The following is a 16973-nucleotide window of genomic DNA, read 5'->3' as shown; positions in this document are numbered from 1 at the left end:
GGGTTTTAACATCAGGGGTTCTTTTAAATGAGCTACCGCAATACTTTACCAATTGAATAATTTTTCAAACTCCTTGAACTTCTCGTAAGTCATCAAAGGCCTTTCCCGGGTGTGTGCCATAACCAACTCAAAGGTATTTCTGCTAATAGGAATAATTTCGCGAATCATGTTCAGATTTACAATGAAACCGCTATGACTTCTATAGAACTGATATTTTTCCAGCCGCTCTTCCAGAGCAGTAAGGGATTCGTTGGTGTTTATTTTGCCTCCGGCAAAATAAACTGCGGCCTTGCGCCCTTCTTTTGTAATAAATACTATTTCCTCCTTCACTTATAATACTTTTAATAACTAAATTCTATTATTCATTATGTAAAAACAAGCGATAATTTGCATAAATTAGACATGCTCTTGCTGCTTGTAGGCAAAAAGTATAGACATAAATATCGCTTTCTGTTAATTTTAGGCTTGTATAATATTAATGCGCTTACTATAAGAAAGGCGGGTGATTATAATGGACCCATCGGTTAAGATATAGAAACCAAAAAATTAAGCTATAATGGAGCCATGGAAAAGAGAAAACATTTAAACCGGAAGAAAAAGCGAAAGTCGTATTGGAAATGCTAAGTGGGGTAAAGAAGATCTCAGAAGTTGCTTCCGAATATAAAGTCCATCCCGCCCAGCTACATCGCTGGAAAGCAGAAGCCATTGAGAACCTGCATTCCCTGTTCACTAGTGGCGCAAATGAAATAGAGAAGATAAGAAAGCAGTATTATGCTGAGAAGAAGGAACTTACTAAGCAAATCGACCAGTTGACCCTAGAGGTCAATTGGTTGAAAAAAAAATCTGCTGAACTCAACCATCGCCGCAGAAAGACATTAAGCACGTACACACCGATTCAACTAAAAATTAGTACCGAATGTTGGTTGAATGCGCTAATGGGTGGAAGATGGGCCATGATTGACTACAACACAGATACTCAAGAACTTGCCAATGCATCAACAGTTAACCTTGATGACGTATCTTATAATTCAAGTTATGAATAGGCCCCCTATATTATTTTTTTACTGTATAACAAGGAGAATGTTAAAATTAATAAGAAAAATTTTTAATTATATACATATTATCTGGTTACTGATTATTATTAGTTCTCTTGTTTTTTCACCTGAAACATTATTAATTTCTATAAGCTATTTATTAGCTCCGGATTAATTTCTATAAGCTATTTATTAGCTCCGGTTTTAATAATTTTCTCTAGCGTAGCACCAAATATAGAAATATTTACAACAAACGCAGGTGCGAGTTGGTGGCAAATATTTCTTATTTTTTTAATCTTAATAAGTTCTCTGCTGCTTTTATATAAAATAATATCTAGGATGATAAAAGGTGCATAATAAAGTTGCTAAATTGTTAATTGCAGCTTTAATCTTTACTCTATTAATTAGTTTGTGTTACTGAAGAAGTTCTTGGTTGTTTACGCTCCCGATACCAATCAAATTATGAGATCAGTTGAATATTTTTGGAATGTTCATGTATAAATTTGCAACTTTTTCTAAAAGGAGTTGATGCATTATGATTAAAAAGAAAATAATAGTTGGGTTAGTTTGCATAATAGCAGTTTTGGGACTTTCTATTGCTGTTTATGCATCCCAATTTTATCCATCTCAAGGTGTTAATAAATCCAATTACAGTGAAATTGTCGCTAAAGTTGGCGATAAACAAATTACTGGAAAACAATTAACTGGTCAAGTTCAGCTGGAAAAAAATAAATGGGAAAGAATCGGCTACCCTCAAAGTGAATCATTTTATGAAAAGGCAGCCTTAAGGCAACTAATCTTAAACGCTCAGCTTGAAAATATAGCAAAGCAAAAAGGAATTAATGTTACTGAAAAGGAAGTATCTGATTATCTGGGCAATATAATAAATAAAATGAGCTCATTAAGTGATAATGATCCCAATAAAATAGAATTTATTAATGATATGAGAGCAAGTGGTTTTGAAACCACCCAAGAGTATTCTAAATCTCCCGAGGTTAAGGTAGCTACTAAAGATATTCTAACAAGAGCTAAAGTTAAAAAAGTATTACTTAGTAAAGTGCCATTACCTTCGGACGAAGAAGTTAACAACTATATTAAGAAAAATAAAATAAATATAAATAATCCAGAGGAAAAATTACAAATAAAATATGAATTGCATCAAAAAAATCGCTTAGAAGAATGGAATAACTTTACCAATGAGTTAATTAATACTGGTAACTACGAAATATTTGCAGATATTGACATTAAGGAACTTAAATATCCTGAGGTCGAGCCAAATCAACATCAATCATATAAAGCAAACATTAAACAATAGGGTATTATGCGCCCAATTGTAGCGTCGCCGTTTTTGCCTGAATAGCACATGCTTTTCGGAGCGGCGGCCCCGCTCATAAAAATAACCCCTACCGTTACTTGTAGGGGTTATTTTAATTTATTGTCATGTTTTTGCATTTTTCTTTGTTGAACCGGGTCAATCCGGGGCAACTCCCCGCCCAGGAATATATGCATTTACTGCATTTTTCACAAAGCACAATTCTTTTTGCAGATGCCATGCCGTCCACCTCCTCTTAGAAACATTTTACCCTATAACATGGCATAATTAATTAACATAATTTAAAAACTGTGTTACGTTTTTGTTAAATCTTAACTACCGGATCATCATGTTTGGCAGTGTAAGCACAATCTGAGGAAAAGCGGTAATCAACGCTACAACAAGGAACATTATCACAAAAGATGGAAGCGCGTACCGGGCAATCCTGAAAATGTTTTCTTCAACCAGCCCGTTAATTACAAATAGGTTAAACCCCACCGGAGGTGTAATCTGGGAAACCTCGATCATAATTACCAGGTAAATACCGAACCACAGCGGGTCGAAGCCGGCCGCCGTAATCAACGGCAGAGCAAGGGGAAGGCTCATGACGATCATGGAAAAGCCGTCCAACATGCAACCCAGTATTATATACATGATGGAAAGAATCATGATTAATTGATACTTGGACAGACCCAGCTCACCTATGAACGTGGTTAGCTTGGCCGGAATTCCCAGGTAGCCAACCGCCACGGACAAAAATGAAGCCCCGCACACAATCAGCATGATCATGCAGCTTGTCTTTATCGCCCCCAGGACCGCCTCCCAGAAAACCTTCCTGTCCATGCTGCGGGATATCCACGCAAAAAACAGGGCGCCAAGCACGCCGACCGCGGCCGCTTCGGTGGGAGTGGCCCACCCGGTATAGATGCTTCCCAGCACCAGCACAATCAGGATTATTACCGGGAGCAGCAGCGGAAGCGTCTTCATGCGGTCACTCCACGTGTAATTGTCCTCCCCTCGCGGCGCAAGTTCCGGTTTGAAAACACACCGCATGGCAGCGTAAAGGCTGAAGGATGCAGCGAGGATGACCCCGGGGACGATGCCGGCAATGAACAGTTTGCCGATACTGACCCCCGACATGATGCCGTACACCAGCATCACTATGCTGGGAGGGATCAGAAAACCCAGTGAGCCGGCCCCGGCCAGGGAACCCAGGCAAAGCGACTTGTTGTAGTTGCGCTTTAGCAGTTCGGGCAGCGTGATCTTCCCCACAGTGGCCGTGGTGGCCGCGGAAGAGCCGCTGACAGCCGCAAACAGGGCGCTGGCCACTATGTTTACGTGGACCAGGCGGCCGGGCAGGTTGTTTACCCATGGGGACAGGCCTTTAAACAGGTTTTCGGATATCTTGCTCCGAAAAAGAATTTCCCCCATGAAGATGAACAGCGGAAGGGCCATCATGGTGGAACCGCTGGTGCTGTTCCACAGGATGTTCGATAAAATCGTGAGAGGAGGGCTGCCGGTAAAAAGAGTAAACCCCGCAATTCCCACCAGGAACAGGGTTATGCCCACCCATATGCTGCTTCCCAGCAAAAGTATCAGCAGGCCCAGCAAGGTAAATGAAATGATAAATAAGCTCAAAATAAGTCCCCCTAACAAGATGCGTTTACGGTATAGCCTAACGACCCAGGGCGCCGGACTCAACTTCCTCCTCCCCAACCACCCCGGTGCGGAGCCGGAGTAATGAACGACCAAGCTCGGCTGCGAATTGAAGAGTCAACACAAAAGCGCCAAAGGGCATAAAAAATTGAGGGATGGCAAGATAAGTTTCTGAAATCTGCATCGAACGGCTCTGTGAAACCACCGAGTCCCAAAAGAATTGAAAGGTAGTCATGGTAATGAGGGCGCTTAACGCCAGACCCACGGCAAAAGCGTAGATGTCAAGGGCAACCCGGGCCCTTCCCTTCAGCACCGTGTGCAGGAAAATCATGCGAATGTGGCCTTTTTCTTTGAGCGTATAGGCCAGGGCCAGGAAAGTTATGGCTACCATGATGTAACCGGTGTATTCTTCAGTGATATAAAGCGTCATGCTGAAAAGGGTACGTATCACGATTTCGACCAGTATCAGCGCCAGACCGACGAGCATCATCAATCCCGCAACCATACCGCAGGCATGGGAAAGACGGTCGCAAAGACGGACTAATAGTTCCATTTCTTACCCCCCTTTCAGTAAAAATGTAAATGGAGAGGAGTAACCGTACCATTATTCTCTTTCGGTTACTCCTCCATATTAAACAACCAACCGTATGGTTAATTAGTCTTCTTACTGGCGGCCAACCTGTTTCAGGAATTCAGAAACAATTTCCTTGGCCTCCGGCGGTGCTTGTTTCAGCCATTCTTCCCGGATATCTTTTGTAATGGATGACAGTTCGTTCAGGAATTCCTGGCTGGGCTGAACGGTTTCAATGCCGTTTTCGTTGCATTCAGCTTCTTTTTGCTTGTCCAACTCAGCTACCTTGGCCCACATTTCTTCTTCCATTTCTTTACCTGCTGCAATCAGAGCCTCCCGGGTCTCTTCGTCAAGTTTATTGAATTCATCCAGGTTGACCGTTACCAGGTCGGTGGCCATGGTGACGTTGATGGGCGCGTAATACTTCAGAACCTCCCAAAACTTGGCATCAACCGCCGTCGGGGTGGATGTCAACACCGAGTCGATAACTCCGGTGGCCAGCGAGGAATACACTTCGCTGAAAGGCAGCGGGTATGGTGTACCGCCCACAGCCTCCATTACCAGGGCACCGTTTTTATCGTAGGTACGTGTCTTCAGGCCCCGCATGTCTTCCACGGATTCGATCTTTTCTTTTGACCAAATACCTGCGGCAGGCCACGGGGAAATGTACAGTATTTTCTGGTTCCACTTTTCTTCCGCAACCTTGTCAAAGTATGGACGGGCTATTTCGTTAAGTATTTTTCCTTCTTCGAAATTCTGAATCAGGAACGGGAGAGTGACAACGCCGAAAACAGGTTCATCTCCCGCCACTCCGCTGGTGAGTATGTCGGATACGGGAACCAGCCCGTCGCGGACCACCTTGAGAAGCTCGGGACCCTTGAAGCCGAGAGCTCCACCGGTTTGAACAGTGATTTCAACCTGACCGTTTGTTGCTTCCTTGACTTTATTCGCGAATTCCTGCAGGCCGGCGCTCTGGTGATTTTCCGGCGGCCAAACGGAATTGGCCGTCCAGTTCACGGGCTCGGCCGATTTGGCATCATCCGCCGGTGCACCGCCCCCGCCGCATCCCGCCAGTAAAGAAAGAATGAAGAGCGATACAACAATGGTTACGATACTGGATTTTTTAAATAAGTTCATAAAGACCTCCCCAAATTAATAATTTTAGCTGCTCACGCCAAAAGGGCGGCTATCCCTGATCTGTACAGCCGGATCAACCCCCTTTACCAACCATTCATACCTTACTCCGGCCGGGTGCCATTTGCACCGTTAAACTTTGCGGCCAGAATTCTGATATTGTTTTCGTATTGCCTGTATATTTTATGAGCCTGCTCAAGAGTAACCTTGGTAAAACGAAGGGAATCTCCGGGCTTGGCCTGGGCAATTTTCCACAGGTCCGGGGTTATAACCGTGGCTATCTTGGCATATCCCCCCGTTGTTTGCCTGTCCGCCAACATAATGATGGGTTTACCGTTCCCGGGCACCTGTATCGAACCCATTGCAATACCGTCAGAGATAATATCGGCACCATTTTTGTGCCGGATAGCCGGTCCGTCCAGGCGGCATCCCATTCTGTCGGATTCCGGCGCAACCTTGTACTCGCTATCCAGAAAGGTCATGATTCCCTCCTGCGTAAAGGCATCATGCTGCGGGCCCAATATCACCCGCACCACCTGGGAATTCGCCGGTTTGTAACGGTATGCCGGCGGTGCCTCCCTGACCGTAAGATTTATGTTGTTAACTTGTATTTCATTTTCCAGTTCATCGCCCTCGCGCAGCGCCCGACCGTCCATGCCGCCGATACTGCCGCGCAGGTAAGTTGACTTGCTGCCCATGATCTCGGGAATTTTGAACCCTCCCGCCACCGCCAGGTATGCCCGGCATCCGCTGCGCAAACCCGTAAATTGCAATATGTCGCCTTTCCTGACCCGGAATGACCTCCAGAGCGCGCAATCCAGGTCATTCAACCTGGCTCCAAGGTCCGCCCCGGTAATTGCAACCAGCCCGGGGGCCAGAAACTCGATTTCCGGCCCGAAAAGAGTGATTTCCAGGGCGCCTTCATTTTCATGATTGCCCACCAGTATATTTCCGACCCGCAGGGCGTATTCATCCATTGCTCCCGCCACTGGTACGCCCCATTTTTGATAGTGAAAACGGCCCCGGTCCTGGATGGTCGTAAGGAGCCCCGGTTTAATGATTCTTAATAAGGCCAATCCTTACCCCACCCCCCCAATGTAGTCCTCCACCTTTACCGGGTATTCGCCTTTTTCAACAGCCCGGGCAATTCGCCGGTATTCACCGGGCGTGACCTCGAAAAAACGAATGTAATCACCGGCGTTAAACAGTACCGGCCTTTTGTTAAAGGGTTGAAAGAGTTTTATGGGCGTGCAGCCGATAATCCTCCAGCCTCCAGGGCTTTCCACGGGATATATTCCGGTCTGCCGGCCGGCAATTCCCACCGAACCCGCGGGAATACTGGTTCGGGGAGTATCCAGGCGTGGTGCGGCTATTTTATCGTCCATCCCGCCAAGGTAAGGGAAACCGGGCGTAAAGCCAAGCATGTAAATCAAGTACTTCGTGGTGGTATGAATTTCGACCACCTCTTCCTCCGTCAGGCCGGTATACCGGCAGACAAAGGGGAGGTCCGGCCCGAATTCGCCTCCGTAAACAACGGGTATATGGTATATTCTTGGTTGCGGAAGTTTCATCGAGGCAAGACTGCCCTCCAGTTCCCTTAGCCGGGTGACCAGCGATTCAAATTTCCATACCATGGGATCATAAATTACCAGTATGGAGCGATATGTGGGAATATATTCCGCCAAGCCCGGGATACCTGTGCAATCAAGAGCAAATGCAAAACTTCTTACTTTATTGTTTAACTCAGGGGATATATCGTTGCCGAATTCGACAACCAGTCCCTGATCGCCGGCTGGCAGGTACTTAGCCCGTTCATACATTTGATACCCTCCGCACACCGGTTGAAAATTTTATTTAATGAAATCACCCATCGGAATAACTTTAATTCCCGCTTCTTCCAGTGCCCGGCGCAGGTTAATCATGTGTTCCACTGCTCCGGGGGTGTCGCCGTGCACGCATATGGAATCTGCTTGAACCGAAAAAGCAGTGCCATCAATTGCCTTGATCCGGCCGGTGGTGATTATTTCAACCATCCTTTGCGCCGCTTCAGCGGAATCTTTAATCACGCTTTGGGGGTGACTCCTGGATACCAGAGTTCCGTCGCTGTTATAATTGCGATCGGCAAATACTTCCCTGGCGTACCTCAGGCCGACTTCCCGGGCGGCGCTTTCCATTTCCGAACCGGCAAGAACCATGAAAATCAAGTCCCTGTCCAGCTCATATATAGCTTCCGCTATGGCCCTGGCAATTTTCTTGTCGACGGACGCGGCGTTGTACAAAGCACCGTGGGGTTTGACGTGCTGCAGTTTGGCTCCCCGGACCCGGGCAAATGCCTGCAGCGCGCCGGCCTGGTAAATAATATAGTTTTTAATTTCTGCCGGCGTCACTTCCATTTTACGCCGTCCGAAGCCCATCAAATCGGGATATGAAGGGTGAGCCCCCACGCCCACGCCATGTGTCACGGCCAGGTCCACCGTGTGCGCCATCACCCGGGGGTCCCCGGCGTGAAAGCCGCAGGCTATGTTGGCCGAAGATATGTATTTCACCGCCTCTTCGTCCAGGCCAATTTTATAAGCACCGAAGCTTTCCCCCATGTCGCAGTTCATGTCTACCCTGTTTATAGTATCACCTCCCTTGCTGCCCAGTGAATCAAAAATATTTTACAAAGCAAATTTAATGCCTGCGAGGGTATGTACTCCCCGGGTGCCGGCGTTAACAGCCCAATGCAAACAGGTTTTCTTAAGTCATTTTTTTTATCATGTTGTCTTCAACCCCGACCGGCATGAGCGCTTTTACCCTGAAAAGCCCCCAAAGCACCCTTCAAGTGAGCGCTTTCGCACAATTTGATGTGCCATTTTGCACAGTGATCAGTCCCGCGGCTTTTTAAAATACTTCTCAATTCTGCGCTGCAGGGCAAACCGGCTTATACCCAGCATTTCGGCGGCCCTGGTAATATTCCACCGGGTTTCCCGCAAAGCTTTTTCCAGGTAGGTTCGTTCAATGGACTGCAACTCTTTTTCCAGGGAAAACCCGTCGTTATTGAGTTTTTCCGGTTCCACCGCAGGCGTGTTAATACCCGTGTTTTTTTCCGCGGCTGCCCCCACCGGGACGGATTCTTCATTTATCCCGTGACCGGTGGAAACCGCGGAAACGCCAACCACTTCCAACCCCTTGGATGAAGACGGCTCCGCGCCGCCCAAACGGGTAGCGGCGTTGCGCAACGACTCGGGCAGTTCGCCCGGAGATACCCACTTAACATCGTGCAGTATCAGTATTCTCTCAATCACGTTTTTCAGTTCGCGTACGTTACCCGGCCAGGTGTATCTTTTAAGGATATTTTCGGTTTCCACCGAGAAACCGGTAAAGTTTTTGCCCATCTGTTTGTTGAATTGCCGTAAAAAGTGGTAGGCGATAAGCACCACATCGTCTTCCCTTTCCCTTAACGGAGGGAGGTTGATGGGAAATACATTCAGGCGATAGTACAGGTCCTTCCTGAAGTTACCCCGGTTGATCTCCGTCCCCAAGTCCTGGTTGGTGGCGGTGATTATCCGCACGTCCACGTGAATATCCTCAAGGCCGCCTATCCTTTTAAATTTTTTATCCTCCAGGAAACGCAGCAGCTTGCACTGCAGGTCCGTGGCCAGCTCGCCTATTTCATCCAGGAACAGGGTGCCTCCGTTGGCCATTTCCAAAAGGCCTTTTTTGGTGCTGGACGCTCCCGTGAAAGCACTCTTTTCAAAGCCGAACAGTTCACTTTCCAACAAATCGCGGGGTATGGCCGCGCAATTAATATCGAGGAACGGCTTGTTTTTCCGCTTACTGTAATAATGCACCGCCTTGGCCACCAGCTCTTTGCCCGTCCCGGTTTCACCCTGGATAAAAACAGTTGTGTTATCATGTTGGGAAACCATCGATATTTTATTGATTACCTCCCTGATTGCCGGGCTTTCACCGATAATGCTGATGCTTTCCAGAGCTTCGCGCTTCTCGTAAAATGAAGTTGCCTGCCCGGACAATCTCCTGGTAGCAAAGGCTTTATCCAGGCACGCCTTGACCTCGTCAAGGTCGAAAGGCTTGTTCAGATAGTCATAAGCCCCTTCTTTGATGGCCTCGACGGTACTTTTTGTATCGCCGTAAGCTGTCATGAGGATAACCACTATGTCCGGAAACTTTATTTTAATTTCCTTTAACAATTCAATGCCGTTTTTATACGGCAACCGGATATCCAGCAGGACCAGTTCATGGTTTTTCAGTGCAATTTGTTCCAGAACGCCTTCGCCGTCGGCGTCGGTATCGACAGTGTAGCCCGCGTCTTCCAGCCCCGCTCGCAAGGAGTTCCTGAAAGTAGCTTCGTCGTCGACAATGAGTATCTTTTCCTTCATCCATCTTACCCCCTCCCCATGACCGGAAGCTGAATCGTAAAGGTTGTCCGGCCCGGTTCACTTTCCACGTCGATGGTACCTTCATTTTCAGCAACCAGTTTCTGTACCACCGACAGTCCCAGCCCGGTTCCCCTGGGGTCCGTGCTGAAAAAAGGGTTGAAGATTTTATACAAATTACCGGGCGCAATCCCCACGCCCGTGTCGGTTACCTTTATACATAGGCTTTTAGAGTCGCTCGGCTCAATTTTGACTTCCAGAGTGCCGCCGTTGGGCATAAATTTGACCGCGTTCATAAACAGGTTGAGAAAAATTTGCCGCAGGTGGTCCTTGTCCGCCTTAACGGGCGGCAGGTTCGTGGGCGTCTGGACGGAAAAGGCGATGTTACCGTTTGCAAGTTGCTTGTCCAGCAAAAACTTGGCGTTATATACAACCTCCTGTATGTCAACGGCGGTTATGCGCGTAGGGGTGGTGCGGGCAAAACCCAGAAGGTCCGTTACCAGGTTTCCCAGCCTGTTTATTTCCGCTTGGACGCCTTCCAGCAGCGGCAGGTATTGCTGGTTGTCCTTCAGCCTGGCCGCCAGCACCTGGCAGCTGGTTTTCATCCCCGCCAGGGGATTACGAATTTCGTGCGCCAGGCCTGCCGCCAGTTCGCCCAAAGATGTTAGGCGATTTATGGTTTCAATTCTTTCTTCGATTTTACGCTTCCTGGTAACGTCCTGGAAACTGACAACAACTCCTTTTTGGTCCATTTCATCGTCAAACAGAGCCGTGTTTACCTCAATATATCGCCTGTCCTGGTTATCCTCAACCTGTTTGATTACGTGCAGGGGTTTTCCATACTCAAGCGTCAAAACGGCCAGGTTGAGCAGTTCATCCAGTACAGGGGAATTGGAAGCACCATCACACCTCATTATATCTTTGGCGGTATCGTTCACCGCCACTACCCTGCCGGTATGGTCCGTAGTAAGAATTCCGGTGGTGGTATGCTGTAAAATTTCCTCATTTAATCGCTGTACCTTGAGCAGTTGCTGTTTTTTTTCGTCCAGCTTCACACTCATGTCGCGGATAGATTCCGCCAGGATACCTATTTCGTCATTCCTCTTGATTTCAAAGCGTGGCGCCAGGTTGCCTTTCCCGATTTCGCGGCAAACGTCGGCCAGCCCGCGTATGGGCCTGGAAAGGCTGTGGGCAATGAGTATGGTTAATTCCACGGCCAAAATTACACCCACCAGGGCCACCAGGATGGTATATTTCTGGATTTCAAACAGCGGCGGCGCCAGATAGTCCATCTGCACCGGTTTGAACAACACCAGGTTTTGCCGGGGAACCAGCTTGTATACGAGAAATCTCCTGGAAAAATCCCTGCCGGGGAGGGCCAGTTCACCCTCGAAACGCCCCGGCATGTCCTGCATTGCAACCAGCAGTGCTTTTTCCAATTCCGGGTCTTCTATTACCCCCTCAAAACGGCCGGTGTCCAGGAAAAAACCGGCCATGTTCTTTTCGTACAGGAATTCTGTTGTCTTGAAGCGCAAATCCTCCGGCGACAAACCGTTGTCGATTCCAATCTGGTAGAGATTGTCCAAAGCGAAGGCCGCGTTATTCAGTTCGTTGGCCGATAATTTCTTTTCATTATTAAGCAGGTGATTAAAACTGCCCAGGTAAGAAACAACACCCACGGATAAAACGGGGATAATGACCAGTAGTAAAAAAGGCAGCATAATTTTATTTTCAATTCCCAGCCGCAATTATAAGTTCACCCTCTCTGCCGGGATGCCCTCCCCTGGGAAACGGAGGTTAAGTGTTCGTTTCCTGTTTTTTTGTTTGTGCAGTCAGTTTACTAATTAAAATGAACAGCAAAAAAGAAACCAGCACGCCGGGAAACGCCGGGTGAATAATTTCCGCCGGAGTACCAACCAGGTAGTTGTAATATATCCTCAGCCAGCCGACGCTGACAATTAACCCGCCCAGAAACGAGGCAATGGCGCCCTGTCTGGTTGCACTCCGCCAGAAGAGGCCGCCGTACAGGGGGAACAGGAAAGTAGCCGCCACTATGCCCCAAATATTGCTGCCGAAAACCAGCAGCCCCTGCGGCGGATTGACGGCCAGGAGCAACGAAATGGTTCCCCCGGCGGCAATTGCCACGCGGTTTAAATTGATAAATTTTTCTTCGCTAATGTAAGAATTGGAATAATTCTTGTAAATATCGTAAGTAAGCCCGCTGGCTATGATCAGTAACTGGGAGTTGGCGGTGGAAAGCGCGGCGGCTATGATGCTTATCAGAATAAGGCCGCCCAGCTTGATATGCAATACCCTGTCTATGATATAAGGGAAAACCATGTCAATGGAATCCACGGGTGCGGTGGGAAGCATCACCCTTGAACCGATCCCCGCCAGTATGATGGCTATATATATGAAACCAAGCAGCAGTACGGCGATGCCCACCATCAAGGCTGCAGTTCTGGTATCCCTGGCGGATAGGATGCGCATGGCATACTGGGGGTTGGCCGCCAGGCCGAGCCCCCAGCCGCAAAAAGCTGTGATCAGGAAAAGAGGAGGCTGCAACCCCATGGCAAAGGGGTGTAAAAGGCTGCCCCTGGGGGTAATTTCGCCGCTGCCCGCCAGCACTTCCGTGTTGATTTCGGCCGCGGCCAGGTGCAGGTTGGTAATTCCGCCCGCGGACTGAACAATGAAATATGCGGACAATAAGGAGCCGCCGAAAATAAGGAGCAGGTTGACGACATCGGTGCGGGTGACCGAGTGCAGGCCTCCGAAGGTGGTATACAGAATAAAAAGATAAATGAAAAGAATGCTGAAAGAATAAGGTATGTCCAGCAGCGACGACATGACAATGCCGAAGCCGCGGATTTGTATTATTATATAGAAAATGTAACCGAAAACAATGACCAAGCCGCCCATTGCCTGCATCAACTTGCTCTGGTACCGGACACGGAAAAACTCGGGTATCGTGACAACGTCGTACTTCCTGAGACGGACACTCATAAGCACGATAAACGCGGCGCCTATGAACCAGCCGAAAATGCTATAGGGTATGGCGGCGTAACCGTAAGCGTACAAGGAACCGGGCAGTCCCAGCATGGATGCGGCGCTGAACCAGGTGGCCGCAAAAGTACAAACGGAAGCAACCAGGCCCAGGGTGCTACCGGCCAGGTAAAAATCCCTGACACTATTCACCCGGTCAAAACCATGCTTGCCGAACCAGAGAATAGTTATGGTATACAAAATAAAAAACGCCAAGTATAACAGCTCAATCAATTCCCGTCCCCTGCTGTCTGTTTAAAATTATTTTGGCCAGAACCAATGGTAAAAACCAAAACACCGTGAAAGGTGCCACTACCAGAAGCCAGGTAACCACGGGTAATCCGAAGAGAAATTTTTCCGCCATTAGTTATCCTCCCGGTGCCATGCATTGAACTATTCTATTAATAAAATTTAATTTTAGTGTCATCCAGCAACTTTAATACGTGCGCGGCGGCAACCATCTTGGCGTTCAACACGTCCGGCGTTTGTTCCTGTACCAGTTCCACCTGTTCTTTTACGGTCGCCCCTTCATGAAGGCATTTATATATTTCTTCACTGATAGTTTTACGGGATTCATCAAACCGCGCAAAGCTGATAGCAGCTGAAAATACGTCCCTTAGCAACTCTCTCTCCATTTGAGGGTCAAATTCCGGTAAATAAACCCTGTTTCCCCGGTAAATCTCAATCAATGCGGCAAGCAAATATTGGGCATCGTTGTTTTGCAGAGTGCTTTCCATTGGCTCAACTCCTTAAAATTTTTCTAAATTCGACATAATTCCCAAAGGTAATATGCCGGCTGTGATCTAAAATCAATTATACCATATCATAAGAATTTTCAAGTCATTCGTCGGGGGTAATATAAAAGTGAAAGATTCAGAAAAAACAAAAGAGCAACTAATAGGTGAATTGGTTGAGCTACGTCAACAAGTTAAAGAGCTCAAGTTTTATAAATACATTATTGATCAGCTACCGGTTTATACAATCATTTATGACGAATCCGGTAAAGTTATTTACAGAAACAAGGCCACACGGATAGTTGATGGTTATGATGATGCACAGTTATTGGGGCTAACCCGGGAAGAATACTTGAAACGGCTACAGATAAAACCCGGTAAATCAACTAAAATAGTTTATCCCCAAACTGCTTGCAAAGATTTAAGTGACGGTATTTTCAGCATTAACGAAACCACATTATTATCCGCAGATGGAACATTAACAACCGTTTTATTAAAAGGAGATTTTATTTACGACGAACAAAACAACCTCCTGGGCGCGTGTGGTTGTGCGATAGATATATCAGAACATGCAAAAAAAAATAAGGAGTTTGAACAGGCTTTACAGGAACAACTGCTTTTCCTGCAACGATTAATTGATACCATACCCAACCCGATTTATTATAAAAATGTTGATGGTTTATATATGGGCTGCAATGCCGCTTTCGAGGAACAAATCGGATTTTCCAAAGAGGAAATTGTGGGTAAAACCGTATATGACATCTTCCCCAAAGATCTGGCCGGTAAATATCGCTGGATGGATTTAGTATTGTTTCGCAACCCCGGTGTCCAGAAATATGAAACTTCTCTTCCGTATGCCGACGGCACCAATCACGATGTTATCCTCAATAAAGCCACATTTTTAAATGTTGACGGCACCGTGGGCGGTCTGGTCGGGGTAGTCTCGGACATCACGGAGCGCAAACAGGCGGAGAAAGCGCTGCGCCTGTCAGAGGAGCGTTTCTCCAAAGCATTTAATACCAGTCCGCTGCCAATGTATATTTCCAAACTTGGAGACAGACGATTGATTGATATTAACAAGAGTTTTTTACATGTTTTCGGTTTTTGTCACCAAGAAGTTATCGGCCGTACTCCGGAAGAACTGTTTATTTGGGCCAATCCTGAAGAATACGCCAGAATTGACAGTATTTTCACTGAACAAGGAACCCTTAATAATATTGAAGCCAATTTTCGCACAAAATCCGGTGGTATGCGTGTAGGGACGCTGTCATCGGAGATCATTGAAGTGGCCGGGGAGAAATGTATACTCAGCGTAATTAATGATATCACCGAATTGAAACAATCGGAGGCTGCTTTGCAGGCTGAACGGCAAAGATTATTTTTACTTTTGGACAGTTTACCCGCTTTAGTCTACCTTCTCGCTCCGGACCGTTCAATTCGTTTCGCCAACCGCTATTTTTGGGAACACATCGGGAAGCCGGGAAAAAAAGCTTGCTATGAAGTTCTATTACAAAAAAATAAGCCCTGTGAAATTTGTAAATCATTCACTGTCTTAGAAACACAATGCCCCCGATCATGGGAGTGGAACCGGTTTGATGGCCGGACTTACCAGATCTACGCCTATCCTTTCCATGATAACGATGGATCCCCTTTGGTACTGGTATTAGGCATAGATATCACCGGGCGCAAGCAATTGGAAAAGGAAATGGCCCGGCTTGACCGGCTTAATTTGGTTGGGGAAATGGCCGCAAGCATCGGCCACGAAGTTAGAAACCCGATGACTACCGTACGGGGTTTTTTACAAATACTTGAGAGCAAAAAGGAATGCATCCAATATAAAGAATTTTTTGAATTAATGATTGAAGAGTTGGACAGGGCTAACTCCATAATAACACATTTTTTATCCCTGGCAAAAAATAAACCCGTTGACAAGCAAGTGCAAAACCTGAATACTATAGTGAAAGCAATTTTCCCGTTAATCCAGGCGGACGCCTTTAAAACTGACAATAATATTGTTTTAGAACTTCATGATATACCGGATTTACACCTGGATGATAAAGAAATCCGGCAACTTGTTCTTAACCTGGTGCGCAATGGATTGGAAGCAATGACTTCCCCCGGCAATCTAAGCATAAAAACATATACAGATGCTGATGAGGTGGTTCTGGCGGTACAGGATGAGGGTAAAGGAATCGACCCCCCAATACTGGACAAAATAGGTACGCCATTTCTAACTACCAAAGACAACGGGACAGGTCTGGGCTTGGCCGTGTGCTACAGCATATCAGCCAGGCATAACGCAACTATTGAAGTAAAAACCGGCCCCACGGGAACTACATTTTTCGTACGGTTTAATCAGCATTAAATAACTACTGAACTGAACCGTTAGCGGTTCTGTATTGTTGCCGGTAGGAACAATAGGAGTACAGCTATGATTAGGAGGTTTACAAAATGCGTTCATTTTCATCATGGAAAGATATGCAAGTTGGTGATACTATAACTTTTTATCGCACTTTCACAGAAGGAGATGTATCCAATTTCATTGGTGTAACCGGAGACTTCAACCCCATTCACTTGGACCCCCGGGCCGCTACCCTTTGCGGTTTCAAAGACCGGGTTATACCGGGACTTTTAACAGGCAGCATGATCACCCATGCTGGAGGCACTTTGTTACCTGAACCTTACCCGGCTACTAAAATGTCTTTTAAGTTTCTAGCCCCGGTTTACATTGGTGAAACTATTTGTGCCCGGGTTACAGTAAAAGAAAAAGACCCACAAAAAAACAAATTAACCCTCCAAATAATTTGTACCAACCAGCAAAACAAAGTGGTCTTGGAAGGAGAAGTTTCGGGCAAAATAATACCCATTAAGGGTCAGACTTAAACTTCTTTAAACTAACCATATTATCAATATATAGTATTTAAACAGTTAGTTTATATAAGTTTAAGTCTGACCCTTAGTAGAAAAAGCTCCTGGTTTTAGTCCAAGAGCTTTTGAAAATTAATTCCGGCAACGACCTACTCTCCCGGGGACGAACCCCAGTACCATCGGCGCTGGAGAGCTTAACTGCCGTGTTCGGGATGGGAACGGGTGTATCCTCTCCGCTATGGT

General features: G+C 46.7%; 15 protein-coding genes, 1 rRNA gene and 1 pseudogene. 4 read left to right on the top strand and 13 right to left on the bottom strand.

The features are described from left to right. Positions 1-45: 45 nt before the first annotated feature. Positions 46-330 (bottom strand): LytTR family DNA-binding domain-containing protein, encoded by a 285-nt coding sequence (locus tag BM299_RS14560; protein WP_092485898.1) that lies wholly within the window; start codon positions 328-330, stop codon positions 46-48. A gap of 251 nt (positions 331-581) precedes the next feature. On the opposite strand from BM299_RS14560, the pseudogene BM299_RS14555 reads away from it, so the two are divergent. Next, positions 582-1043 (top strand): annotated as a pseudogene (locus BM299_RS14555) (transposase); the annotation flags it as partial. A 526-nt stretch (positions 1044-1569) separates the two neighbouring features. Continuing rightward, positions 1570-2349, top strand: a complete 780-nt coding sequence (locus BM299_RS14550) for a SurA N-terminal domain-containing protein (protein ID WP_092485892.1) — start codon at positions 1570-1572, stop codon at positions 2347-2349. A gap of 333 nt (positions 2350-2682) precedes the next feature. Here BM299_RS14550 and BM299_RS14545 read toward each other — a convergent pair whose 3' ends face one another. From BM299_RS14545 to BM299_RS14500, 11 genes are all read right to left on the bottom strand, one after another. Further along, the gene (locus tag BM299_RS14545) at positions 2683-3984 is read right to left on the bottom strand and encodes a TRAP transporter large permease (protein ID WP_092485890.1); all 1302 of its coding nucleotides are present in this window, start codon (positions 3982-3984) and stop codon (positions 2683-2685) included. A 37-nt stretch (positions 3985-4021) separates the two neighbouring features. After that, positions 4022-4555, bottom strand: a complete 534-nt coding sequence (locus BM299_RS14540) for a TRAP transporter small permease subunit (protein ID WP_092485887.1) — start codon at positions 4553-4555, stop codon at positions 4022-4024. A 111-nt stretch (positions 4556-4666) separates the two neighbouring features. After that, a complete protein-coding gene (locus BM299_RS14535) occupies positions 4667-5710 on the bottom strand; it encodes a TRAP transporter substrate-binding protein (RefSeq protein ID WP_092485884.1) in 1044 nt (347 codons plus the stop codon). A gap of 101 nt (positions 5711-5811) precedes the next feature. Next, complete coding sequence (locus tag BM299_RS14530) at positions 5812-6783, bottom strand: 5-oxoprolinase subunit C family protein (protein WP_207545198.1); 972 nt, start codon at positions 6781-6783, stop codon at positions 5812-5814. Between the two features lie 3 nt (positions 6784-6786). Continuing rightward, on the bottom strand, positions 6787-7527 hold the full coding sequence (gene pxpB / locus BM299_RS14525; RefSeq protein WP_092485881.1) for a 5-oxoprolinase subunit PxpB: 741 nt from the start codon (positions 7525-7527) through the stop codon (positions 6787-6789). A 30-nt stretch (positions 7528-7557) separates the two neighbouring features. Further along, positions 7558-8313 (bottom strand): LamB/YcsF family protein, encoded by a 756-nt coding sequence (locus BM299_RS14520; RefSeq protein WP_092485878.1) that lies wholly within the window; start codon positions 8311-8313, stop codon positions 7558-7560. A gap of 261 nt (positions 8314-8574) precedes the next feature. Beyond that, positions 8575-10089, bottom strand: coding sequence for a sigma-54-dependent transcriptional regulator (locus BM299_RS14515; protein ID WP_092485875.1), 1515 nt, complete (start codon positions 10087-10089; stop codon positions 8575-8577). Between the two features lie 5 nt (positions 10090-10094). After that, the gene (locus BM299_RS14510) at positions 10095-11834 is read right to left on the bottom strand and encodes a sensor histidine kinase (protein WP_092485872.1); all 1740 of its coding nucleotides are present in this window, start codon (positions 11832-11834) and stop codon (positions 10095-10097) included. A gap of 49 nt (positions 11835-11883) precedes the next feature. Then, entirely contained in the window at positions 11884-13362 is a 1479-nt protein-coding gene (locus BM299_RS14505; protein ID WP_092485869.1) for a sodium:solute symporter family protein, read from the bottom strand. After that, positions 13355-13492 carry a hypothetical protein gene (locus BM299_RS19465; RefSeq protein ID WP_165608351.1) on the bottom strand — a complete coding sequence of 46 codons (138 nt, stop codon included), beginning with the start codon at positions 13490-13492 and terminating at the stop codon, positions 13355-13357. The genes BM299_RS14505 and BM299_RS19465 overlap by 8 nt, the downstream gene beginning before the upstream one ends. Positions 13493-13529: 37 nt before the next feature. Further along, a complete protein-coding gene (locus BM299_RS14500; RefSeq protein ID WP_092485866.1) occupies positions 13530-13865 on the bottom strand; it encodes a hypothetical protein in 336 nt (111 codons plus the stop codon). 127 nt (positions 13866-13992) lie between these two features. Here BM299_RS14500 and BM299_RS14495 point away from each other — a divergent pair, with 127 nt between their 5' ends. Then, entirely contained in the window at positions 13993-16227 is a 2235-nt protein-coding gene (locus BM299_RS14495; RefSeq protein WP_092485863.1) for a PAS domain S-box protein, read from the top strand. An 86-nt stretch (positions 16228-16313) separates the two neighbouring features. After that, positions 16314-16745, top strand: coding sequence for a MaoC family dehydratase (locus tag BM299_RS14490; protein WP_092485860.1), 432 nt, complete (start codon positions 16314-16316; stop codon positions 16743-16745). Positions 16746-16866: 121 nt separating this feature from the next. Here BM299_RS14490 and rrf read toward each other — a convergent pair. After that, positions 16867-16973: ribosomal RNA gene (gene rrf / locus BM299_RS14485) — 5S ribosomal RNA — on the bottom strand; the annotation flags it as partial.

The sequence above is a fragment of the Desulfoscipio geothermicus DSM 3669 genome (assembly GCF_900115975.1).
Classification (GTDB): Bacteria; Bacillota; Desulfotomaculia; order Desulfotomaculales; family Desulfallaceae; genus Desulfoscipio; species Desulfoscipio geothermicus.
This window is presented reverse-complemented; position numbering and strand designations above follow the sequence as displayed.

Coding starts and splice junctions, on each gene's coding strand:
- BM299_RS14500 (WP_092485866.1), bottom strand. CDS start 13,865: ATGGAAAGCACTCTGCAAAACAACGATGCCCAATATTTGCTTGCCGCA.
- BM299_RS14540 (WP_092485887.1), bottom strand. CDS start 4,555: ATGGAACTATTAGTCCGTCTTTGCGACCGTCTTTCCCATGCCTGCGGT.
- pxpB (WP_092485881.1), bottom strand. CDS start 7,527: ATGTATGAACGGGCTAAGTACCTGCCAGCCGGCGATCAGGGACTGGTT.
- BM299_RS14515 (WP_092485875.1), bottom strand. CDS start 10,089: ATGAAGGAAAAGATACTCATTGTCGACGACGAAGCTACTTTCAGGAAC.
- BM299_RS14535 (WP_092485884.1), bottom strand. CDS start 5,710: ATGAACTTATTTAAAAAATCCAGTATCGTAACCATTGTTGTATCGCTC.
- BM299_RS14550 (WP_092485892.1), top strand. CDS start 1,570: ATGATTAAAAAGAAAATAATAGTTGGGTTAGTTTGCATAATAGCAGTT.
- BM299_RS14490 (WP_092485860.1), top strand. CDS start 16,314: ATGCGTTCATTTTCATCATGGAAAGATATGCAAGTTGGTGATACTATA.
- BM299_RS14520 (WP_092485878.1), bottom strand. CDS start 8,313: ATGAACTGCGACATGGGGGAAAGCTTCGGTGCTTATAAAATTGGCCTG.
- BM299_RS19465 (WP_165608351.1), bottom strand. CDS start 13,492: ATGGCGGAAAAATTTCTCTTCGGATTACCCGTGGTTACCTGGCTTCTG.